The 20,909-nt window shown below is 71.5% G+C and carries 22 protein-coding genes; 6 read left to right on the top strand and 16 right to left on the bottom strand.

Annotation, left to right across the window (positions count from 1 at the left end):
• Positions 1-120: 120 nt before the first annotated feature.
• From ACFWSK_RS29540 to afsQ1, 5 genes are all read right to left on the bottom strand, one after another.
• The gene (locus tag ACFWSK_RS29540; RefSeq protein ID WP_382735025.1) at positions 121-324 is read right to left on the bottom strand and encodes a PspC domain-containing protein; all 204 of its coding nucleotides are present in this window, start codon (positions 322-324) and stop codon (positions 121-123) included.
• A gap of 91 nt (positions 325-415) precedes the next feature.
• Complete coding sequence (locus ACFWSK_RS29535) at positions 416-967, bottom strand: VanZ family protein (RefSeq protein ID WP_383792635.1); 552 nt, start codon at positions 965-967, stop codon at positions 416-418.
• A gap of 99 nt (positions 968-1,066) precedes the next feature.
• Complete coding sequence (locus ACFWSK_RS29530; RefSeq protein ID WP_383792632.1) at positions 1,067-1,708, bottom strand: hypothetical protein; 642 nt, start codon at positions 1,706-1,708, stop codon at positions 1,067-1,069.
• Entirely contained in the window at positions 1,705-3,240 is a 1,536-nt protein-coding gene (locus tag ACFWSK_RS29525; RefSeq protein WP_383792629.1) for an ATP-binding protein, read from the bottom strand. Before ACFWSK_RS29525 ends, ACFWSK_RS29530 begins: the two co-directional genes overlap by 4 nt.
• Complete coding sequence (gene afsQ1, locus ACFWSK_RS29520) at positions 3,237-3,914, bottom strand: two-component system response regulator AfsQ1 (protein WP_328905473.1); 678 nt, start codon at positions 3,912-3,914, stop codon at positions 3,237-3,239. Before afsQ1 ends, ACFWSK_RS29525 begins: the two co-directional genes overlap by 4 nt.
• Positions 3,915-4,096: 182 nt before the next feature.
• Between afsQ1 and ACFWSK_RS29515 the strand changes: the two genes are divergently transcribed.
• Complete coding sequence (locus ACFWSK_RS29515; RefSeq protein ID WP_383792626.1) at positions 4,097-4,846, top strand: SigE family RNA polymerase sigma factor; 750 nt, start codon at positions 4,097-4,099, stop codon at positions 4,844-4,846.
• A gap of 159 nt (positions 4,847-5,005) precedes the next feature.
• Here the strand turns inward: ACFWSK_RS29515 and ACFWSK_RS29510 are convergent, their stop codons facing one another.
• Positions 5,006-5,710 carry a uridine kinase gene (locus ACFWSK_RS29510; protein WP_383792623.1) on the bottom strand — a complete coding sequence of 235 codons (705 nt, stop codon included), beginning with the start codon at positions 5,708-5,710 and terminating at the stop codon, positions 5,006-5,008.
• Positions 5,711-5,785: 75 nt separating this feature from the next.
• On the opposite strand from ACFWSK_RS29510, the gene ACFWSK_RS29505 reads away from it, so the two are divergent.
• Complete coding sequence (locus ACFWSK_RS29505; protein ID WP_383792620.1) at positions 5,786-6,211, top strand: hypothetical protein; 426 nt, start codon at positions 5,786-5,788, stop codon at positions 6,209-6,211.
• Positions 6,212-6,290: 79 nt separating this feature from the next.
• Here ACFWSK_RS29505 and ACFWSK_RS29500 read toward each other — a convergent pair whose 3' ends face one another.
• Genes ACFWSK_RS29500 through deoC form a run of 3 tightly spaced genes read right to left on the bottom strand, consistent with a single transcriptional unit; the run spans position 6,291 to position 9,584 of the window.
• Entirely contained in the window at positions 6,291-7,202 is a 912-nt protein-coding gene (locus tag ACFWSK_RS29500) for an aldehyde dehydrogenase family protein (RefSeq protein WP_383792617.1), read from the bottom strand.
• On the bottom strand, positions 7,192-8,631 hold the full coding sequence (locus tag ACFWSK_RS29495) for an aldehyde dehydrogenase family protein (protein WP_383792614.1): 1,440 nt from the start codon (positions 8,629-8,631) through the stop codon (positions 7,192-7,194). Before ACFWSK_RS29495 ends, ACFWSK_RS29500 begins: the two co-directional genes overlap by 11 nt.
• A 5-nt stretch (positions 8,632-8,636) precedes the next feature.
• Positions 8,637-9,584: a deoxyribose-phosphate aldolase gene (gene deoC, locus ACFWSK_RS29490; protein WP_383792611.1), complete on the bottom strand. Its 948-nt coding sequence runs from the start codon at positions 9,582-9,584 to the stop codon at positions 8,637-8,639.
• A 124-nt stretch (positions 9,585-9,708) separates the two neighbouring features.
• On the opposite strand from deoC, the gene ACFWSK_RS29485 reads away from it, so the two are divergent.
• The gene (locus ACFWSK_RS29485) at positions 9,709-10,350 is read left to right on the top strand and encodes a PH domain-containing protein (RefSeq protein ID WP_383792608.1); all 642 of its coding nucleotides are present in this window, start codon (positions 9,709-9,711) and stop codon (positions 10,348-10,350) included.
• Between the two features lie 184 nt (positions 10,351-10,534).
• Here ACFWSK_RS29485 and ACFWSK_RS29480 read toward each other — a convergent pair whose 3' ends face one another.
• From ACFWSK_RS29480 to ACFWSK_RS29470, 3 genes are all read right to left on the bottom strand, one after another.
• Complete coding sequence (locus ACFWSK_RS29480; protein ID WP_383792604.1) at positions 10,535-12,175, bottom strand: phospho-sugar mutase; 1,641 nt, start codon at positions 12,173-12,175, stop codon at positions 10,535-10,537.
• An 81-nt stretch (positions 12,176-12,256) separates the two neighbouring features.
• Positions 12,257-13,081 carry a purine-nucleoside phosphorylase gene (locus ACFWSK_RS29475; protein WP_383792601.1) on the bottom strand — a complete coding sequence of 275 codons (825 nt, stop codon included), beginning with the start codon at positions 13,079-13,081 and terminating at the stop codon, positions 12,257-12,259.
• Positions 13,082-13,185: 104 nt separating this feature from the next.
• A complete protein-coding gene (locus ACFWSK_RS29470; protein ID WP_173315400.1) occupies positions 13,186-13,623 on the bottom strand; it encodes a gamma-glutamylcyclotransferase in 438 nt (145 codons plus the stop codon).
• 250 nt (positions 13,624-13,873) lie between these two features.
• Between ACFWSK_RS29470 and ACFWSK_RS29465 the strand changes: the two genes are divergently transcribed.
• Positions 13,874-15,313, top strand: coding sequence for an NAD(P)H-quinone dehydrogenase (locus ACFWSK_RS29465; RefSeq protein ID WP_383792598.1), 1,440 nt, complete (start codon positions 13,874-13,876; stop codon positions 15,311-15,313).
• 237 nt (positions 15,314-15,550) lie between these two features.
• Complete coding sequence (locus ACFWSK_RS29460; protein WP_383792594.1) at positions 15,551-16,525, top strand: DeoR/GlpR family DNA-binding transcription regulator; 975 nt, start codon at positions 15,551-15,553, stop codon at positions 16,523-16,525.
• A gap of 6 nt (positions 16,526-16,531) precedes the next feature.
• On the opposite strand, the gene ACFWSK_RS29455 is transcribed toward ACFWSK_RS29460, so the two are convergent.
• Together ACFWSK_RS29455 and ACFWSK_RS29450 are read right to left on the bottom strand one after the other, a co-directional pair.
• Positions 16,532-17,143 (bottom strand): TetR/AcrR family transcriptional regulator, encoded by a 612-nt coding sequence (locus ACFWSK_RS29455; protein ID WP_383792591.1) that lies wholly within the window; start codon positions 17,141-17,143, stop codon positions 16,532-16,534.
• 171 nt (positions 17,144-17,314) lie between these two features.
• Complete coding sequence (locus ACFWSK_RS29450; protein ID WP_383792587.1) at positions 17,315-19,069, bottom strand: acetyl/propionyl/methylcrotonyl-CoA carboxylase subunit alpha; 1,755 nt, start codon at positions 19,067-19,069, stop codon at positions 17,315-17,317.
• A 356-nt stretch (positions 19,070-19,425) separates the two neighbouring features.
• Here ACFWSK_RS29450 and ACFWSK_RS29445 point away from each other — a divergent pair, with 356 nt between their 5' ends.
• Positions 19,426-19,896: a hypothetical protein gene (locus ACFWSK_RS29445; protein WP_383792662.1), complete on the top strand. Its 471-nt coding sequence runs from the start codon at positions 19,426-19,428 to the stop codon at positions 19,894-19,896.
• A gap of 13 nt (positions 19,897-19,909) precedes the next feature.
• On the opposite strand, the gene ACFWSK_RS29440 is transcribed toward ACFWSK_RS29445, so the two are convergent.
• Both ACFWSK_RS29440 and mmpB read right to left on the bottom strand, forming a co-directional pair.
• The gene (locus tag ACFWSK_RS29440; RefSeq protein WP_383792584.1) at positions 19,910-20,521 is read right to left on the bottom strand and encodes a nucleoside triphosphate pyrophosphatase; all 612 of its coding nucleotides are present in this window, start codon (positions 20,519-20,521) and stop codon (positions 19,910-19,912) included.
• Positions 20,522-20,555: 34 nt separating this feature from the next.
• Positions 20,556-20,684, bottom strand: coding sequence for a morphogenic membrane protein MmpB (gene mmpB / locus ACFWSK_RS29435; RefSeq protein WP_383792581.1), 129 nt, complete (start codon positions 20,682-20,684; stop codon positions 20,556-20,558).
• Between the last annotated feature and the right edge of the window lie 225 nt (positions 20,685-20,909).

Below are 20,909 nucleotides of genomic sequence, written 5' to 3'. Positions count from 1 at the left end.
CGGCGGGGTGCCGGACACGGCACCGCCGCGCGGCCCCTAATCACCCCCCCAACACTCTCGGGGCCCCCCCCCCCGGTCCGGGTGCGCGCCCCACGTGTGTTCTCCCCGTGGTCCTGCCGGTCACCAGGCCGTCGCGGCGGAGGTCTTCTCCGACGGCAGCAGCAGCCACAGGGCCAGGTAGAGGAGGAACTGGGGGCCGGGGAGCAGACACGAGACGACGAAGATCACGCGCATCGTCCCCGCGGAGGTGCCGAAGCGCCGTGCCAGCGCTGCGCACACTCCGCCGATCATGCGTCCGTCACGGGGGCGGGCAAGTGCGGCCATGGTGGGCTCCTTCTCGAACCGGCGGGGAGCGACTCCTGTTGTGCTCCCGATGTATCCATGGTGGCCCCGCGAAGGGGTGCAAAGCGTCGCTCTACGGGGCGATACCGACCCTGGAAATCGTCGGGGTCGAGCCCTGAGACGCCTCGTCCCGAAGTCGGGTCGCGCCTCCTCCCGCCCCCGCCCGCTGCCCGCGCCGCAGCCGCGCCCGGCAGACCGGCACGACCAGCAGATGCGCGAGTGCGACACCCACGGTGTTCAGCAGCAGCGAGTCGACGTCGACGACCTGACCCGGCACCCCGGTCTGCGCCAGCTCGATGGCCAGCGAGATCAGCGCCCCGGCCGCGACGGTCCGGGCCAGCGAGGCCCACGGGGACACGAACAGCCGGCCCCCGGCCATCGGCAGCAGTACCCCGAGCGGCGCCAGCAGCAGAAGCCCGGAACCGAACCGGTGCGCGGCCTCGACCGGGCCGAGAGCCAGGTCTGCCTTGATACCGGCGAAGGGCTGGAAATTCGAGGCGGTCACCCACGCCACATCCAGGGGGCGCAGGGTCAGCCACCCGACGATCACCAGATGGCCGAGGAGGAGGAGTACCCCTGCCCCGCGGTAGCGGATGACGGCTTGGCCGTCCGAACCTTGACGCACGCCCCCCAAGACGCCACGACCGGCAGGATCGGTTCCGCGCTCCGCCGTGAAGTGCTCAGGAACACCGCGAGCGGTGCCCTGAGACGCGCACAACCGGTCTCAGGGCAGTTCGAGCGCGCCGAGCGTGGGCACGTCGCCGGGGCGGGTCTTCGTCTCCGACGTGCACAGATAGCCCCGTGGCGGGTAGTTCCCAGGGCCCCCGAGCACGACGGTGCCCCCGGTCACCAGCGTCTCGCTGTCCGCGTACGAGCACACGAGCTGCGCCAGCGTCTCGGCAGGCAGGTCCTCGGGCTGCTCGTTCAGACGCAGCGTGCCCGCCGGATCGCCCCCGCGGCCCGCGGAGACCCGCAGCCCCGCCGGCACGTCGGTGGAGAACCCGGCCTGCCGCTCGTCGGCCTCCGGCTCCTTCTGCAACTCGTCCAGGAGCACCCGCGCGACACGGATGCGGTCGGGCTCCGCCGCGTCCAGCCGCACCGAACGGTTCACGATCACCAGCTGCGAGGCGCAGACCAGGTACACCTGGACCTCGATCTCCTCCAGTGCCTGCGCGGTGACGTCATGGGCCGGAGTGCGGCACGGCACCCGGGACGGCGCGGCTCCCGCGTCCACCGGCACCGAGGTCGACCTGATCCCGCATCCTGCGGCCAGCGCCACCCCCGCCAGGACGGCGGCCAGCACCCGGCCGGTGCGCCGCGCCCGCCCGGTGCGGGGTGCGCCGTACGCACGGTCGCTGCGCCTCACGTCGCCCCGCCCTCCTCGTTCCGGTCCTCCGTGCCGTGCTCCCCGGCCTCGGAGGTCAGCCCCTCCGCATCGCGGGGCAGACGCAGTACGAACACCGCACCGTCGCCGTCCGGCGAGTTCGCGGCCGTGATGTCGCCGCCGTGGATGTGCGCGTTCTCCATGGCGATCGACAGTCCGAGGCCGCTGCCCTCGGACCTGGGCCGCGAGGCACTCGCCTTGTAGAAGCGGTCGAAGACATGCGGCAGGACGTCCTCGGGGATGCCCGGTCCGTGGTCCCGTACCTTGATGACCAGTTCCTCGCCGACGATCCGTACCGCCACGCGTACCGGCGAGCCGCCGTGCTTGAGCGCGTTGCCGATCAGATTCGCCAGGATCACGTCGAGCCGGCGCGGATCGAGCCGCACCATCATGCCGCGCTCGGCATCCAGGTCCACCGCGTCCAGCCACGCCCGCACGTCGATGCAGGCGGTGACCTGGTCGGCGACATCGACCGTGTCGAGGACGAGACGGGCGGTGCCCGCGTCGAAGCGGGTCACCTCCATCAGGTTCTCCACCAGGTCGTTCAGCCTGCGGGTCTCGCTGACCACCAGGTGCACCGCGGGAGCGATCATCGGGTCGAGGCTGTCGGCCTCGTCCTCCAGCACCTCCGCGACGGCGGTGATCGCGGTCAGCGGGGTCCGCAGCTCGTGCGACATGTCGGCGACGAACCGGCGGCTGGACTCCTCCCGCGCGCTCATGTCCGCGACCTTCTTCTCCAGCGCACTCGCCGTCCTGTTGAACGTACGGGAGAGATCGGCCAGTTCATCGGTGCCCGACACCATGAGCCGGGTGTCGAGTTTGCCCTCGCCGAGCTTGCGGGCCGCGTCGCCCAGCCGCTGGACGGGGCGCAGTACGGTCGTCGCCGCACCCTGGGCGAGCAGCGCCGAGCCGACCAGCGCCAGGGCGGTCGCGATGCCCAGTGACCAGGCCAGGGAGTTGAGGTCCTGGCGCTCCTGGTCGAGCGACTTCAGCATGTAGCCGGTCGGACCGCCGCCGATGATCTTCGTCCCGGCCACCAGGTACGGCCTGCCGCCGATGCTCGTGCGCTGCCAGAACAGGTGGTACTCAAAGGTGTTGCCCGACGTCATCGGCTGCTTCTTGCCCACCTGCTTCTGCAGCGAGGCGGGCACGTCCTGCCGGGTGAAGGAGTCCAGGTCGGAGTAGCCGACGATCGGCTTGCCCTCGTGCTCGTCGACCAGCAGCACGTGGTAGCCGGGGCTGCTGCTCGCCATCTGCGTCGCGGCGTTCTGCAGGTCGTCCCTGGTGGGAGGCGTGGGCAGGGCGGCCGCCCGGTTCTGCATCTGGCGGCGGAAGTCGCCGAGCGCGGAATCCTGCGTACGCGTCAGCACGGCCTCGCGGTTGAGCCAGTACGCGATACCCGACGCGGACACCGCCGCCGTCAGCGCCACCAGTCCGAACACGACGACGAGCCGCAGTCGCAGACTGGTCCAGCGCAGACCGGTGAGCACGGTCCGCTTCGCGGGTCCACTCACTGAGGCGAGTCCAGCCGGTAGCCCACTCCGCGCACGGTACGGATCAGGGTAGGCGAGGACGGCACGTCCTCCACCTTCGCCCGCAGCCGCTGGACACAGGCGTCCACCAGCCGCGAGTCACCGAGATAGTCGTGCTCCCACACCAGGCGCAGCAGCTGCTGCCTGGAGAGGGCCTGACCGGGCCTGCGGCTCAGCTCGAGCAGCAGCCGCAGCTCGGTCGGGGTGAGCTGAAGGTCCTCACCGCTCTTGGTGACGGTCATGGCGGAGCGGTCGATGATCACGTTCCCGAACGTCGCGGAGTCCGTGGACTCGCGTTCGCCCCGGCGCAGCACCGCACGGATACGGGCGTCGAGCACCCGGCCCTGTACGGGTTTCACCACATAGTCGTCCGCGCCGGACTCCAGTCCCACCACGACGTCGATGTCGTCGCTGCGCGCGGTCAGCAGAATGATCGGCAGCTGGTCGGTGCGGCGGATGCGCCGGCACACCTCGAAACCGTCGATCCCGGGCAGCATCACATCCAGCACGACCAGGTCCGGCCGCTGCTCTCGCAGCAGGTTCAGGCCGTCCTCTCCCGTCGCCGCAGTGGCCACTCGGTGGCCCTGGCGTGACAACGAGAGTTCGAGAGCCGTGCGGATGGCGTCGTCGTCCTCGATCAGCAACAGGAAAGGCACGGGGGTCATTCTGGCCCATGGTGGTGCCTCAGTTCGACAGTTGGACGCCTCCAACGGTTCCGCCACGCCCGGGAGGGGGGCCTGTGACAGGGCTGTGACAGTCGGGGGACAGCGCCATGAAACTGCCCGGGCAAGCTCGTTGACACACGGAACGAACCGACTCCACCGACGGGGGGCGCGAGATGAACGCAACGCACAGCACCGGCTCGACGAGCGCAGTTGTCACGCGTCTCCACGACGTCGGCCGGGGTCCGGAGAAGTCCGGCGGTGGGGCGCGGGGGTGCGTTCGCGGCGCCGGGCGTCAGCATCCGTCGTACATGACGGTCGTTGACACACCTCTCGGGGGTAACGGGGGAAGCGCGTACGGGGAGGTCACGGGGGAGCGGAAGCCCGCGGCGAAGGCCGAGGACGCCGAAGCGGTGTTCACGGCCTACGTCCAGGAGCGCCGCGCCTCCCTGTACGCAACCGCCTATCACCTGACCGGTGACCGGTTCGAGGCCGAGGACCTGCTGCAGAGCGCCCTCTTCTCGACGTACCGGGCGTGGGACAGGATCAGTGACAAGGCGGCGGTCGGCGGATACCTCCGCCGCACCATGACCAATCTGCACATCAGCGCCTGGCGCAGGCGCAAGCTCAACGAATATCCGACCGAGGAGCTGCCGGAGACGGTGGGCGACACGGACGCGATGCGCGGCACGGAACTGCGGGCGGTGCTCTGGCAGGCGCTCGCGCGGCTGCCCGAGCTCCAGCGCACGATGCTGGTCCTGCGGTACTACGAGGGCCGCACCGACCCGGAGATCGCGTCCATCCTCGACATCAGTGTCGGCACGGTGAAGTCGAGCATCTGGCGGTCGCTCCGCCGGCTGCGCGAGGACGAGGTCCTCAGCTTCGGCCGTGACGAGGAGGAGTCCTTCGGCGAGCTGGTGGCCTGAGGCGACGGGGGGAAACGGACCGCTGCTTCGGGGGAGGCGGCGGTACGGGGGCACGGGGGAAACGCAGCGGGGTCGGACAGGCCGGGGGGTCCTGTACGGCCCCGTTTCGCGTGCGCGGCCGTACAGGACCGCGGAGGCGAGGTGGGTGGAGCCCCCCGGTCAGGCCCCGTGTCCCGCAGGCGCCCGCCTGCACCGTCCCGCCGCCGCGGCGGCCAGCCGGCCCAGCGCCTCCTCCTTGCCGCACGGATGCGCACCCAGCGCCGCCTGCCGCGCCACGATCCGCCGCTCGGCCCGCATCAGGCGCCAGCCACGCCGCAGCAGGAACGGCACCGACTTGCGCCCCTCCCGCACGTCCCGCAGCAGCCGCCGCCGGAACGTCGTCGAGGGCCGCCCGCGCAGACACAGCGCGTCCGCCAGCAGGCCCAGCTCCTGGCAGCGCTCCACGATGTCCGCCGCGAAGATGCCCTCGGCCACGAACAGCGGCGTGCGTTCGATGTGGAACACCTCGTGCCCGACGCGGGCGCTCGTGGCGATGTCGTACACCGGCACATCCGTACGCCCCGTACGGCACAGCTCCGCGACGGCCGCGACGGCCGCGTCCGCGTCCCAGGACCGCACGGAGTCCCAGTCGATGTCCGTGCTGCCCGTGACCACCGGCAGGGTCGGGTCGTCGCTCTCCTTGTAGAAGTCGTCCAGGCGCAGCACCGGCAGACCGGTGCGCGCGGCCAGGGAGGACTTGCCTGAGCCGGAGGGGCCCGCGAGCAGCACGACGCGGGTCGGGATCGATTGGGAATTCACAGAACAGAAGTGTGAGGCATTGACCCGCGCAGGGGACCCCTCGGAGGTCCTGTTGGTATCGAGCATCACACCTCAACTACTCTGCGCGCACAGATGATTACCCGAACAGGCTCGATTCGGCTCGATTCAGGTGGGAAACCCATGGCTCGTCACGCACTGTCCGCACCTTCACGCACCCGGCGCCGCATCCTGCTGCGCGCCGGCCTGACCGTCACCGCGGTGGGCGCGGCGCTCGGTGCGGGAGGTGCGGCCGCCCAGGCCGCGCCGATGCCCGCCGCCCAGGCCACCGGAGCCGACAGCACCCTCGGTGCGGTCACCGGGGCGGCCGGGCCCGCGCTTACCGGGGCGCTCGGCCACTCGCTCGCGGGAGGCGTCGCGCCCCTCACCGATCTTCAGCTCGACCCGCTGGCCGGGACCGGTGTCGACCCGCTGGACAACGCGGTGGGCACCCAGATCGCCGACTTCAAGCCGCTGAGCACGGCCGTCGTGACCGACCCGGTGACCAGCGGCGGCGCGCTGAGCGACCTGCCCGTGGTCGGGCAGGCGACCGGGCTGCTCACCGGCTGACCCCGCCGCATGCGCCCGCGGGCCGCCCCGTCCGTCGTCCGGAGGGGGCGGCCCGCGGGCATGCAGGGCCCGTCAGGGGTCAGTACGAGGATCCTGCGGCTCCCAGGGCGCCCGTGGGGTGCCAGACCGTCTTGGTCTCCAGGAAGGCCGTCAGGCGGCGCGTGCCGGGGTCGGCCGCCCAGTCGGCGCCGTCGGTGCCGTCGGTGTCCACAGGCTGTGGACGCAGAACGCGCTTCATGTTGTCCGCCGCCGCGATCTCCAGCTCCTTGGCCAGTGCGGCGTCGGCGCCCGTGAGGTCGATCGCGTTGACGTCCTGGTGGGAGGCGAGCGGGGCCGCGAGCTCCGCCGTCTTCCCGGACAGGATGTTCACCACGCCACCCGGCAGGTCGGAGGTGGCCAGCACCTCGCCGAGGGAGAGCGCGGGCAGCGGCGCGTCCGCGGAGGCGATGACCACGGCCGTGTTGCCGGTGGCGATCACCGGGGCGATCACCGAGACCAGGCCCAGGAACGAGGACTTCTGGGGCGCCAGGACCGTGACCACACCGGTCGGCTCCGGCGTGGAGAGGTTGAAGAACGGGCCCGCGACCGGGTTCGCGCCGCCCACGATCTGGCCGATCTTGTCGGTCCAGCCCGCGTACCAGACCCAGCGGTCGACCGCCGCGTCGACGACGGCCGCCGCCTTCGACTTCGAAAGGCCCTCGGCGTCCGCCACCTCGCGTACGAACTGGTCCTTGCGGCCCTCCAGCATCTCCGCCACGCGGTAGAGGATCTGGCCGCGGTTGTACGCGGTCGCGCCCGACCAGCCGCTGAACGCCTTGCGGGCGGCCACGACCGCGTCGCGCGCGTCCTTGCGTGAGGACTGCGGCGCGTTCGCCAGCCACCTGCCCTTGGAGTCCGTCACCTCGTACACCCGGCCGCTCTCGGAGCGGGGGAACTTGCCCCCGACGTACAGCTTGTAGGTCTTGAAGACGCTCAGACGGTTATCGGACATCGAGGTATGCCTCCAGGCCGTGACGGCCGCCCTCGCGGCCGAAGCCCGACTCCTTGTAGCCACCGAAGGGCGACGTCGGGTCGAACTTGTTGAACGTGTTGGCCCAGACGACGCCTGCGCGGAGCTTGCCGGCCACCGCGAGGATGCGGGAGCCCTTCTCCGTCCAGATGCCGGCCGAGAGGCCGTACTGGGTGTTGTTGGCCTTGGCGACCGCCTCGTCCGGGGTACGGAAGGTGAGGACGGACAGCACCGGGCCGAAGATCTCGTCGCGGGCGACGGTGTGCGCCTGGGTGACGTTCGTGAAGAGCGTCGGGGCGAACCAGTAGCCGGACGAGGGGAGCGCGCAGGGCGCGGACCAGCGCTCGGCGCCCTCCGCCTCGCCCGTCTCGACGAGCGTGGTGATCCGGGAGAGCTGCTCCGCGGAGTTGATCGCGCCGATGTCGGTGTTCTTGTCCAGCGGGTCGCCGAGGCGCAGCGTGCTCAGGCGCCGCTTGAGGGCGTCCAGCACCTCGTCCTGGACCGACTCCTGGACGAGCAGCCGGGAGCCCGCGCAGCAGACCTGGCCCTGGTTGAAGAAGATGCCGGTGACGATGCCCTCGACGGCCTGGTCGATGGGGGCGTCGTCAAAGACGATGTTGGCGCCCTTGCCGCCCAGCTCCAGGGTGACCTTCTTGTCCGTACCGGCGATCTGGCGGGCGATGGCCTTGCCGACCGCGGTCGAGCCGGTGAAGGCGACCTTGTTCACGTCGGGGTGCCCGACGAGGGCGGCGCCCGCGTCGCCGTGACCCGTGAGGATGTTGACGACGCCCTTGGGCAGGCCCGCCTGGCGGCAGATGTCCGCGAAGAACAGCGCGGAGAGCGGAGTCGTCTCGGCGGGCTTCAGGACCACCGTGTTGCCGGTGGCGAGCGCCGGAGCGATCTTCCACGCCAGCATCAGGAGCGGGAAGTTCCACGGGATGACCTGGCCGGCCACGCCCAGCGGGCGCGGGTTCGCGCCGTAACCGGCGTGGTCCAGCTTGTCGGCCCAGCCCGCGTAGTAGAAGAAGTGCGCGGCGACGAGGGGGAGGTCCGCGTCGCGGGTCTCCCTGATCGGCTTGCCGTTGTCCAGGGTCTCCAGGACGGCGAGCTCGCGGCTGCGCTCCTGGATGATCCGGGCGATGCGGAACAGGTACTTCGCGCGCTCGGAGCCCGGCAGCGCCGACCACTTCTCGAAGGCCCTGCGGGCCGCCTTGACCGCCCTGTCGACGTCCTCCGCGCCCGCCTGGGCGACCTCGGAGAGGACCTCCTCGGAGGACGGGCTGACCGACTTGAAGACCTTGCCGTCGGCGGCCTCGGTGAACTCGCCGTCGATGAACAGGCCGTACGAAGGCGCGATGTCGACGACGGAGCGGGACTCCGGAGCCGGTGCGTACTCGAATGCAGATGCCATGGGGATCAGTCCACCGTCACGTAATCGGGGCCGGAGTAACGGCCGGTGCTGAGCTTCTGGCGCTGCATCAGCAGGTCGTTCAGCAGGCTGGAGGCGCCGAAGCGGAACCAGTGGTTGTCCAGCCAGTCCTCGCCCGCGGTCTCGTTGACCAGCACGAGGAACTTGATCGCGTCCTTGCTGGTGCGGATGCCACCGGCCGGCTTCACACCGACCTGCACCCCAGTCTGCTCCCGGAAGTCGCGTACGGCTTCCAGCATCAGCAGGGTGTTCGAGGGCGTCGCGTTGACCGCGACCTTCCCCGTCGACGTCTTGATGAAGTCGGCGCCCGCCAGCATCCCGAGCCAGGAGGCCCGCCGGATGTTGTCGTACGTGGACAGCTCGCCGGTCTCGAAGATCACCTTGAGGCGGGCGGAGCCGCACTCGGCCTTCACGGCGACGATCTCCTCGTACACCTTGAGGTAGTGGCCGGAGAGGAAGGCGCCGCGGTCGATCACCATGTCGATCTCGTCGGCCCCGGCGGCCACGGCGTCGCGGACGTCCGCGAGCTTGACGGCCAGCGCGGCACGGCCGGCGGGGAAGGCCGTCGCCACGGACGCCACCTTCACTCCGGAGCCGGCCAGCGCGGCGGCGGCGGTCGCCGCCATGTCGGGATAGACGCAGACCGCGGCGGTGCGCGGGCTCGTGCGGTCGGTGGGGTCGGGGTTGACGGCCTTGGCGGCGAGAGCCCGGACCTTGCCCGGGGTGTCCGCGCCTTCCAGCGTCGTCAGGTCGATCATCGAGATGGCGAGATCGATGGCGTACGCCTTGGCAGTCGTCTTGATCGATCGGGTACCGAGGGAGGCGGCGCGCGCTTCGAGGCCGACAGGGTCGACGCCGGGCAGCCCGTGCAGGAAGCGGCGCAGCGCACTGTCGGACGCCGTCGCGTCGGCGAATGCAGGTGCAGTGGTGGGCATGGTCACCACCTGAGCATATCTACGCGCGTAGCGACCTGTACAGGGCCCCTCCTCCTTCCCGCGCCGCACGCGCGCGACGTGGCCGCCCGGCCGCCCCCGGCCGCCGTCAGGCAGAATCGGGCCCATGACGAGCCCCACGCCTGCCCCCGAGCCGGTCTACGCCGACCGGACCTTCCGTTCGGTCGCCGGTCTGGTCTGCGGGGTGCTGCTGATCGCGCTGACCGCCTGGATCGGCGGCGACGCCCTGTTCCGCGGCGAGGGACGGACCCCGTGGACGGCACTCGCGGGGATGCTGGCCGTGATTCCGCTGATCGCGGCGTTCACCGTGCGGCCCGCGGTGTACGCGAACGAGGAGCGCATCCGCATCCGCAACCCGTTCAGGACCATCGTCCTGCCCTGGTCCGACGTCGCCGACGTGCGCGCCGGGTACTCGGCCGAGCTGTCCACCCACGCGGGCGTCACCTACCAGCTCTGGGCCGTCCCCGTCTCGCTGCGCGAGCGCAAGCGGGCGGCGAGGAAGGCGTCGCGGCAGTCGCAGGACGACCCTTACGGCAGGTCGTCCGTCCACGCCGACGTACGCGACACCGCGTCACGCATCGCCGCCGCCGACCAGACCGTGGTCGACCTGCGAGAACTGGCCGAGGGAGCCGCACACCGCAAGGACCGGCCCACCACGGTGACGGCCTCGGTCCGCTGGGCGTACGAAATCATCGCGCCGGCCGCCGCGGGCACCGTGCTGCTCGTGGTGCTGCTTTCCATCGGCTGAGCGACACGCGGGCGGGAGCGGCCCCCCGGAGACGGGTGGGCGGGCTCCTGACGCGAGAACGCGCGCGCCGCGCCGAACGGTCGCGCGTGTCCGCGCCCGCGGCCTTCGCGCCGCCTGTGGACCCGGCGGCGACACGAAGGGGCGCGGGCCACTGATGCGTGCGCCCGCGCCCCTTCGCCCCGGTTCAGATTCCGGCGGCCGCCGACAGGTCGCGCTTGATCCCGGCGAGCAGTTCCGCGCCCCTGGCGCGCGCCGCGGGCAGCTCGTCCGCCGAAGCGACCGGCACCACGACCTCCAGATAGCACTTGAGCTTCGGCTCGGTGCCGCTCGGGCGGACGATCACCCGCGCGCCCTCAAGCCGGTAGCGCAGCCCGTCCGTGGGCGGCAGCAGCTCGGTGCCGAGCGACAGGTCCTCGGCCGAGGTGACGGGGAGGCCCGCCAGTTCGGCCGGCGGCTGCTCCCGCAGGCGCAGCATGGCGTTCGCGATGACCGTCAGGTCCTCCACGCGGACCGACAGCTGGTCCGTGGCGTGAAGGCCGTGCGTGACGGCGAGGTCGTCCAGCAGGTCGAGGAGCGTACGGCCCCGCTCCTTGAGCACGGAGGCCAGCTCGGCGACGAGCAGGGCGGCCGTGATGCCGTCCTTGTCGCGCACGCCCTCGGGGTCGACGCAGTAGCCCAGCGCCTCCTCGTAGCCGTAGCGCAGCCCGTCGACACGGGCGATCCACTTGAAGCCGGTCAGTGTCTCCTCGTACCCGAGGCCCGCCTTCTCGGCGATGCGGCCGAGCAGCGAGGACGACACGATCGACTCGGCGAAGGTGCCGGTGACACCGCGGTCGACCAGATGGGCGGCGAGCAGCGCGCCGACCTCGTCGCCGCGCAGCATCCGCCAGCCGCCCGCGACGGCCGCGTCGGGCACAGCCACGGCGCAGCGGTCGGCGTCGGGGTCGTTGGCGATGACGAGATCCGGACCGGTCCGGCGCGCGGTCGCGAAGGCGAGATCCATGGCGCCGGGCTCTTCCGGATTGGGGAAGGCGACGGTGGGGAACGCCGGGTCCGGCTCGGCCTGCTCGGCGACGAGCACGGGCTCCGGGAACCCGGCCCGCGCGAACGCGGCGGTGAGCACGGACGTACCGACGCCGTGCATCGCCGTGTAGACGACGCGGGCGGTACGCGGGGAGCCGGCGCCGAGCACCGCGTCCGTACGGGCCAGATAGGCGTCCAGGACCTCGTCGCCGAGGATCTCCCAGCCACCGTCGGGGCGTGCCACCGCGTCGAGCGGGCCGACCGCCGCGATCGCGGCGGCGATCTCGCCGTCGGCCGGGGGCACGATCTGCGAGCCGTCGCCGAGGTAGACCTTGTAGCCGTTGTCGCGCGGGGGGTTGTGGCTCGCGGTCACCTCGACGCCCGCGACGGCGCCCAGATGCCTTATGGCGTACGCCAGGACCGGGGTGGGGAGCGGGCGGGGCAGGACGGCCGCCCGCAGTCCGGCGCCCGTCATGACGGCGGCGGTGTCGCGCGCGAAGTCGGCGGACTTGTACCGGGCGTCGTACCCGATGACGACGAGCCCGCCGCCCTGGCCCTGCGCGGTCAGGTACGCGGCGAGGCCGGCGGCGGCCCGGATGACCACGGACCGGTTCATCCGCATGGGCCCGGCCCCCAGCTCCCCGCGCAGCCCGGCCGTGCCGAACTGCAGGGTGCCCGCGAAGCGCACGGCGAGTTCGTCGAGGTCCCCGGATTCGATGAGCTTGCCGAGCTCGTCACGGGTCTCGGGGTCCGGGTCCTCGGCCAGCCATGTCCTGGCACGGGCGATGAGGTCCTGCTGCACGGAGTCCGCCTCTCAGTGGTACGGGGGTGGGGCGCGGGCTGTTGCGCGGGGGCTCCGCCCCCGGCGGAGCCCCAGGGAACGTCAGATCCGGTCCAGGACCCGGGCCAGCAGCGCACCCATCCGGGTGGCCGAGTCGCGGCCGGCCTGAAGGACCTCTTCGTGGTTGAGCGGCTCGCCGGACAGTCCGGCGGCCAGGTTGGTCACGAGCGAGATGCCGAGGACCTCCGCGCCCGCCTCGCGCGCGGCGATGGCCTCAAGCACGGTGGACATGCCGACCAGGTCGCCGCCCATGACCCGGACCATGTTGATCTCGGCCGGGGTCTCGTAGTGCGGGCCGGGGAACTGCACGTACACGCCCTCTTCGAGCGTTTCGTCGATCTCCTTGCACAGGGCGCGCAGCCGCGGCGAGTACAGGTCCGTGAGGTCGACGAAGTTGGCGCCGATGATCGGGGACGCCGCCGTGAGGTTGATGTGGTCGCTGATCAGCACCGGCTGCCCGGGGCGCATGCCCTCGCGCAGACCGCCGCAGCCGTTCGTCAGCACGATGGTCTTGCAGCCCGCGGCGACGGCGGTGCGGACCCCGTGCGAGACGGCGGCGACCCCGCGGCCCTCGTAGAAGTGCGTGCGGCCGAGGAAGACCAGGACGCGCTTGCCGCCGATCCGGTACGAGCGGATCGTGCCGCCGTGGCCCTCGACCGCCGGCGCGGGGAACCCGGGCAGCTCGGTGACCGGGAACTCGGCCTCCGGTGCGCCGAGCGCGTCGCCCGCGGGGGCCCACCCGGAGCCCATCACGAGGGCGACGTCGTGGGTCTCGGCGCCGGTCAGCTCGCGGAGGCGGGCGGCGGCGGCGTCTGCGGCGGCGTGCGGGTCGCCCTGGATGTTGTCCGGAATAACAGATGCGTTCACGCGGATGAGGGTAGCCGGTGAATCCCTACGCGCGTAGATGACCATGCGCAGAGGCTGACCGGACCTGTTCGTAGATTCGTACAGGAGCGGGGTGTGGCCTGCGCTCAGCAGGGGCGCTTGCGGAGCTCCATCACATAGTCGTGCGGCGCTCCGGCGGACTCCGCGGCGTCCGCCACCTCGCCCAGATAGCGCGCCGACGGCAGCCCGCCCTCGTATCCGTTCAGCACGTACATCCAGGTCGGCTCCTCGCCGTCCAGGGTGTGCACCCGCACCCGCATGCGCCGGTAGATGTCCAGGCCGACGCCCTCCCACCGGTCCATGGAGTCCTCGTCCATCGGCGCGATGTCGTACAGCGCCACGAAGACCTGGGAACGGGGCGCCTCGACCACTGTGGCCAGCGCGCCTTCCCAGCCCATCTGCTCCCCGCCGAACGTCAGCCGCCAGCCGTTCAGCCAGCCGGTGCCGCGCAGCGGGGAATGAGGAGCGCGGCGCGTCATCAGCCGCGCGTCGAGGTTGCCGGCGTACGCGGCGTAGAGCGACATGTGGTCGAGGGTACGGGAGGTGGCACCGGGAGTGCCGGTTCCTGAGTGCAAGGCCCTGCCGGAACGTCCCGTTCGTGCACGCCGGGCCCGGTTCCGGGGGGCCCCGCCCACGTATGGAGGGCCCCGGGGCGAAGCACTTTGGCGCGTGCGGGACAATGGAGTACGTACTGCATACTCCCGGGGTCATCCCCCGGACCCCGGCCGCGGCGGCATTCGGCCGCGGGATGACACCACGCGAGGCGGACTTTTCGTGACCCGGATCGTGATCATCGGCGGCGGCCCCGGCGGCTACGAGGCGGCACTGGTGGGCGCCCAGCTCGGCGCGGAGGTGACCGTCGTCGACTGCGACGGCCTCGGCGGCGCGTCGGTACTCACCGACTGCGTGCCCTCCAAGACCCTGATCGCGACGGCAGAGGTGATGACGACCTTCGACTCTTCGTACGAGGAGTTGGGCATCATCGTCGCGGACGACACGCCCCACATGGAGCAGGCGGCACGGGTGGTCGGCGTCGACCTCGGCAAGGTCAACCGACGGGTCAAGCGCCTCGCGCTGGCCCAGTCCCACGACATCACCGCCTCCGTCACCCGTGCGGGCGCGCGGGTGATGCGCGGACGCGGCCGGCTGGAGGGCCTCCAGGCCGCCGACGGCTCACGGCAGGTCGTCGTGACCGCCGCCGACGGTACGGAGGAGTCGCTGACCGCCGACGCCGTTCTCGTCGCGACCGGCGGGCACCCCCGGGAGATCCCGGACGCGCTCCCCGACGGCGAGCGCATCCTGAACTGGACCCAGGTCTACGACCTCGACGAGCTCCCCGAGGAGCTCATCGTCGTCGGCTCCGGTGTCACCGGCGCCGAGTTCGCCGGTGCCTACCAGGCGCTCGGCTCGCGCGTCACGCTCGTCTCCTCCCGCGACCGCGTGCTGCCCGGTGAGGACCCGGACGCCGCCGCGGTCCTGGAGGACGTCTTCCGCCGTCGCGGCATGAACGTGATGGCCCGCTCCCGCGCCCAGTCCGCCAAGCGCGTGGGCGACCGGGTCGAGGTCACACTCGCGGACGGGCGCGTCATCTCGGGCTCGCACTGCCTGATGGCCGTCGGCGCGATCCCGAACACCGCGGGCATGGGCCTGGAGGAGGCCGGGGTCCGGCTCAAGGACTCGGGCCACATCCTGACCGACCGGGTCTCCCGCACCAGCGCCCCCGGCGTGTACGCGGCCGGTGACGTCACCGGGATCTTCGCGCTGGCCTCGGTCGCCGCGATGCAGGGCCGGATCGCGATGTACCACTTCCTCGGTGACGCGGTCGCCCCGCTGAACCTGAAGACGGTCTCCTCGAACGTGTTCACCGACCCCGAGATCGCGACCGTCGGCTACAGCCAGTCCGACGTCGACGCGGGCAAGATCGACGCCCGGGTCGTCAAGCTGCCGCTGCTGCGCAACCCGCGCGCCAAGATGCAGGGAATCCGGGACGGGTTCGTCAAGATCTTCTGCCGGCCCGGCACCGGCATCGTGGTCGGCGGCTGCGTCGTCTCCCCGCGTGCCAGCGAGCTGATCCACCCGATCTCGATCGCGGTCGACAACAACCTGACGGTCGAACAGATCGCAAACGCCTTCACCGTGTACCCGTCCCTGTCCGGATCGATCGCGGAAGTGGCCCGGCAGCTGCACACCCGGAAGCTCACGGGCGACTCGTAGGGTCCGCTGCAAGCCCGGCAATCCCCGGCAATCCCCGGCAATCCCCGGCAATCCCCGGCAACCTCCGGCAACTCGGACGGGTTGACGGAGCGTTTGTGACCGCTCCCTTCCGGTCCCTTACGACTCCGTCACAACAACGGGGCCGCATATACCACTTGGCGGCCCCATTCATGTGCAACTTCTGTTATTCGGCGCAAACTGCTGAAACCAACGGATGGTCAGGTTACTGTCAGTTCCGTGTTCGCTGCAGAACGTCGTCAGTTGATCCTCGAAATGGTGCGTGCCAACGGGGCTGTATCGCTCCGTGAGCTCGCCCGCGTCGTCCAGACCTCCGAAGTGACCGTACGGCGGGACGTGCGGGCACTGGAGGCAGAAGGACTCCTCGACCGCCGGCACGGCGGTGCGGTTTTGCCGGGCGGATTCACGCGGGAGTCCGGCTTTCCGCAAAAATCCCATCTCTCCACCGCGGAGAAGACGGCCATCGCCGACCTGGCCGCCGGTCTGGTCGGCGAGGGCGAGGCCATCGTGGTCGGCGCCGGAACGACCACGCAGGAGCTGGCCCGCCGGCTCGCGCGGGTTCCCGGTCTGACCGTCGTCACCAACTCACTGCTGGTCGCCCAGGCGTTGGCGCATGCCAACCGGGTCGAGGTCGTGATGACCGGTGGCACGCTGCGCGGGAGCAACTACGCGCTCGTGGGCAGCGGGGCCGAACAGTCCCTCCAGGGGCTGCGGGTCTCGCGGGCGTTCCTCTCCGGGAGCGGCCTCACCGCCGAACGCGGGCTGTCCACGTCCAACATGCTCTCGGCCAGCGTGGACCGGGCACTGGTGCAGGCGGCCGCGGAGGTGGTGGTCCTCGCGGACCACACCAAGCTCGGCTCCGACACCATGTTCCAGACGGTGCCCACCGACCTCATCACGCGGCTGGTCACGGACGAACCACCGGTCCACGACGAGCGGGCCGCGACCGAGCTCCAGGCGCTGGCGGACCAGGGCGTGGAGATCACGATCGCCGGTCCCGACGCGGACGCGTCCGCACCCGGCGACGGGGTTCCGCCCGGCCGCCAGGCCAGACGTGACATGCCGCTGCCGGGGCAGCGCCGTACCCAGGCGGGCGGTTCCGGCGGTCTCGGGCCGCAGCTGCGGAGCGCGGCCGCACTGGCCGACCAGGGCTCGGGCGACCGTGCCCGGGTGGCGGATCTGCGACGCCGCTAGGGTTCTTCAGTCCCGTTCCGCGGTGGGGCCCTTCAGGCCCTGGAGGGTCAGCGTCAGCAGCCGGTCGGCAAGACCCGGATCGTCCGGTGACTGCTCGGCGGCCAGTGCGATGGCGTTCGTCAGCTGCATCAGGTCGTCGATCGACACGTCCGTCCGCACGGCGCCGCTCTCCTGCGCCCGGGCGAGCAGGCGTGCCCCCGCCTGACGCAGCGGCACATTGCACCGCGCCAGGGCCGACGTCTCGTCCCGCGACGCCGACATGAGCGCCTGGGCCACCCCCCGGTACTCACCCGCGTGCGTCACGATCGCGCCCAGCCACTCCACGAGCGCGTGGCACGGGTGTTCCGCCTCCGCCAGTTCGCGGGAGCGGGTGAGCAGGGCGGCGAGTGCCTCCTGGAAGACCGCGTACATCAGGGCCTGGCGGTTCGGGAAGTGCCGGTACAGCGTGCCGATGCCCACGCCCGCGTGGCGCGCGATGTCCTCCAGCGAGGCATCGGTGCCGTGCTCGGCGAAGGACGCACGCGCCTCGTTCAGCACCCGGTCGTAGTTGCGGCGCGCGTCGGCGCGCATCGGCCGTCCCGGGGCCTGTGCCGGCGTCTGTGCCGTGCTCGTCGCCATCGCGCAGTCTCCTCCGCATCTCCCAGGTGTACGCCCCTGCGTGCGTACGCCCCACGGTCCAGGATGCCATCGGACAACGGGAGGTGCCCTCCGTATCGCCGCCGCATCCCCGGAACGCCGAGGGCCCCGCAGGGGTCGTGTGACTCCTGCGGGGCCCTGGAGCCGGTCGGCTCAGTCCTTGATCTCGCAGATCACGGCGCCGGAGGAGACCGAGCCGCCGACTTCGGCGGCCAGGCCCTTGACGGTGCCGGAGCGGTGCGCGTTGAGGGGCTGCTCCATCTTCATGGCTTCCAGGACGACGACGAGGTCGCCCTCCTTGACCTCCTGGCCCTCCTCGACCGCGACCTTGACGATCGTGCCCTGCATGGGCGAGGCGAGGGTGTCGCCGGAGGCCGCGGAACCGGCCTTCTTCGCGGCGCGGCGCTTGGGCTTCGCGCCGGCCGCGAGGCCGGTACGGGCCAGGCTCATCCCGAGCGAGACGGGCAGCGAGACCTCCAGGCGCTTGCCGCCGACCTCGACGACGATCGTCTCGCGGCTGCCGTCCTCGTCCTCGGTGTCCGCGCCGGCGGGGGCGAAGGGCTTGATCTCGTTGACGAACTCCGTCTCGATCCAGCGGGTGTGGATCCGGAACGGGTCGGCGGTGAAGGCGGGGTCGACCACGACGGCCTGGTGGAACGGGATGGCGGTGGCCATGCCCTCGACCTTGAACTCCGCCAGCGCACGCGCGGCACGCTGGAGCGCCTGCTCACGCGTCGCGCCCGTCACGATCAGCTTGGCCAGGAGCGAGTCCCAGGCGGGGCCGATGACGCTGCCGGACTCCACGCCCGCGTCCAGGCGCACGCCCGGACCCGACGGCGCGCTGAAGGTGGTCACGGTGCCCGGGGCGGGCAGGAAGCCGCGGCCCGGGTCCTCGCCGTTGATCCGGAACTCGAAGGAGTGACCGCGGAGGGCGGGGTCGCCGTAACCGAGCTCCTCGCCGTCGGCGATGCGGAACATCTCGCGCACGAGGTCGATGCCGGTGACCTCTTCGGTGACCGGGTGCTCGACCTGGAGACGGGTGTTGACCTCCAGGAAGGAGATCGTGCCGTCCGTGCCGACGAGGAACTCGACGGTGCCGGCGCCGACGTAGCCGGCCTCCTTGAGGATGGCCTTGGACGCGGCGTACAGCTCGGCGTTCTGGGCCTCGCTCAGGAACGGCGCGGGGGCCTCCTCCACCAGCTTCTGGTGGCGGCGCTGGAGCGAGCAGTCACGGGTGGAGACGACGACCACGTTGCCGTGGGTGTCGGCGAGGCACTGGGTCTCGACGTGGCGCGGCTTGTCGAGGTAGCGCTCGACGAAGCACTCGCCGCGGCCGAAGGCGGCGACGGCCTCGCGGACCGCGGAGTCGTACAGCTCCGGGACCTCTTCGAGGGTGCGGGCGACCTTCAGGCCACGCCCGCCACCGCCGAAGGCGGCCTTGATGGCGATCGGCAGACCGTGCTCGCGGGCGAAGTCGACGACCTCGTCGGAGCCGGATACCGGGTCGGGCGTGCCGGCGACCAGCGGCGCACCGGCGCGCTGGGCGATGTGGCGGGCCGCGACCTTGTCACCGAGGTCGCGGATGGCCTGCGGCGGGGGGCCGATCCAGGTCAGACCGGCGTCGATGACGGCCTGGGCGAACTCGGCGTTCTCCGACAGGAAGCCGTAACCCGGGTGGATCGCGTCCGCCCCGGAGTCCTTGGCAGCCTGGAGCACCTTGGCCATGTCCAGATAGCTGGCGGCCGGGGTGTCACCGCCCAGAGCGAACGCCTCGTCGGCCGCGCGGACATGCAGAGCGTCCCGGTCCGGATCGGCGTAGACGGCTACGCTCGCGATTCCGGCGTCCCGGCAAGCCCGAGCAACGCGGACAGCGATTTCGCCACGGTTGGCGATGAGCACCTTGCGCACGATGACTCCCTCCTTGAAACAAGCTGAGTTTAGGGACTACCGACACGGCCGTACGACCCGTCCCCACTGGTGAGCTTGCCCACACGGAGTGTGATTCGAGGGTTGCTGGAGTCGTGAAATCCCTTGTCGCACCACGTTACGCCGGGTTCCTTAACCGCACAGTAGCCACGAGGTGTGGTCCAGGTCTCTGTTCGTAGGGTCAACGACGTCCGGTGTTTCTTTGTGGGGTCCCTACGAATGCCCGGGCGTGTCTTCGCCGCTGTACGAGGACGGACAGACCTCTTGTCCGAACCATTACCCGTTAGTAGGGTCCGCGATATCGCAGGTACTACAGGTAACAGGGGGTGGGCGCGGTGATACGCAGACCAGTGGCCGTGGTGACCGGGCTCGTGCTGTTCGGGGAAGCCGTGGGGATCGTGCTCATCAACGCCGTGCTCGCCACGGTCGTCGACAACCAGAAGATGTCCCTGGCGGGCATGGACCCCGAGGCCATGTCCACGGGCACCTGGGTGATGGGCTGGGGCTCCGGCCTCCTGCTGGTGCTCTGCGGTCTCGTCGCGCTGGTGGCCGGGGTCCGCGACCGGGCACCGGGCCGTGCAGGGCGGATCGCCCTGATCGGCTGCGCCGTGGTGCACGGGGTGCTGGGCGCTCTCACGGTCGGCCTGGTGGGCTGGTCCGCGTTCGCCTTCATGATGGCCGTGCTCGCGCTGCTCGTACTGACCCTGCTGGGATACGGCCCGGACCCTGCCACGAACGACGACGCCGGTCCCGTACCAAGCGAGGGGAACGGGCAGGGGAACGGCGCCGGAGCTCCGGCGCCCGTCTGACCCGGCCCGGTCCTCAGACCCACAAGTCGGTCACGGAGAGGCCCAGTTCGCCCAGGAGCCGGCGCAACAGCGGCAGCGAGAGCCCGATGACGTTGCCGTGGTCGCCCTCGATGGAGTCGACGAACGGCGCCGAACGGCCGTCCAGCGTGAACGCGCCCGCCACATGCAGGGGCTCGCCGGAGGCGACGTAGGCGGCGATCTCGGCGTCGGTCGGTTCGCCGAACCGGACGAGGGTGGACGCCGTCGCGGAGGCCGTACGGCCGCTCGCCGTGTCGATCACGCTGTGCCCGGTCTGCAGCACACCGGCCCGGCCGCGCATGGACTTCCAGCGGGCCGTGGCCTCCTCGCTGTCGGCGGGCTTGCCCAGTGCCTCGCCGTCGAGTTCGAGGACCGAGTCGCAGCCGATGACCAGGGCGCCGGCCGCCTCGGGGCGGGCCGCGACGGACGCGGCCTTGGCCTCGGCCAGGACGAGCGCCAGCTCGCCGGGGGTGGGGGCGGACAGCGCGTCCTCGTCGACACCGCTGACGATCACCTCGGGCGCGAAACCTGCCTGGCGCAGGAGGCCGAGGCGGGCGGGGGAGGCGGAGGCGAGGACGAGGCGGCGCTGATCAGTCATACGGGCCATCGTAGAAGGCCCGGCCGGACCCGCGGGTACCGGTTCAGCGGGTGCCGAGGACGAACATGGCGACCACCATGGCGAGCGCCAGCAGCAGACCCGCACGGCGCAGCATCGCCTGCGCGTCGCGGAGCTCCTTGGGGGGCTCGTTCTCGGGATCGGACCACAGCATGGAAACGATCCTGCTGCCGTGACGGGTGTGGGGGGGCGGTCAAGGTAAAGAGCGCGCCCCCCCCCCCGGCCCAGCCCCCCCGGGGGGGGGGGGGGGGCGCGGGGGACTAACTCCCCGGGGCTGTGCGGGGGTCCGGGGGCGGGGCCGGGGACAACCCGCCGCGGTTCGGCCCGGGTCTGGGCGGGGCGGGCGCCACGTTCGGGCAGCCGGTGCGTGCGGCAGGGG

It is taken from the genome of Streptomyces sp. NPDC058620 (genome assembly GCF_042717135.1).
GTDB lineage: Bacteria > Actinomycetota > Actinomycetes > Streptomycetales > Streptomycetaceae > Streptomyces.
The sequence above is the reverse complement of the archived record's forward strand: the minus strand, read 5'-3'. Positions and strand labels throughout refer to the sequence as shown.

Coding starts and splice junctions, on each gene's coding strand:
- ACFWSK_RS29470 (WP_173315400.1), bottom strand. CDS start 13,623: ATGTCGCTCTACGCCGCGTACGCCGGCAACCTCGACGCGCGGCTGATG.
- ACFWSK_RS29500 (WP_383792617.1), bottom strand. CDS start 7,202: ATGTCCGATAACCGTCTGAGCGTCTTCAAGACCTACAAGCTGTACGTC.
- ACFWSK_RS29515 (WP_383792626.1), top strand. CDS start 4,097: ATGAACGCAACGCACAGCACCGGCTCGACGAGCGCAGTTGTCACGCGT.
- deoC (WP_383792611.1), bottom strand. CDS start 9,584: ATGCCCACCACTGCACCTGCATTCGCCGACGCGACGGCGTCCGACAGT.
- ACFWSK_RS29440 (WP_383792584.1), bottom strand. CDS start 20,521: ATGGCCCGTATGACTGATCAGCGCCGCCTCGTCCTCGCCTCCGCCTCC.
- ACFWSK_RS29510 (WP_383792623.1), bottom strand. CDS start 5,710: ATGCTCGATACCAACAGGACCTCCGAGGGGTCCCCTGCGCGGGTCAAT.
- ACFWSK_RS29485 (WP_383792608.1), top strand. CDS start 9,709: ATGACGAGCCCCACGCCTGCCCCCGAGCCGGTCTACGCCGACCGGACC.
- ACFWSK_RS29495 (WP_383792614.1), bottom strand. CDS start 8,631: ATGGCATCTGCATTCGAGTACGCACCGGCTCCGGAGTCCCGCTCCGTC.
- ACFWSK_RS29540 (WP_382735025.1), bottom strand. CDS start 324: ATGGCCGCACTTGCCCGCCCCCGTGACGGACGCATGATCGGCGGAGTG.
- ACFWSK_RS29505 (WP_383792620.1), top strand. CDS start 5,786: ATGGCTCGTCACGCACTGTCCGCACCTTCACGCACCCGGCGCCGCATC.
- mmpB (WP_383792581.1), bottom strand. CDS start 20,684: ATGCTGTGGTCCGATCCCGAGAACGAGCCCCCCAAGGAGCTCCGCGAC.
- ACFWSK_RS29455 (WP_383792591.1), bottom strand. CDS start 17,143: ATGGCGACGAGCACGGCACAGACGCCGGCACAGGCCCCGGGACGGCCG.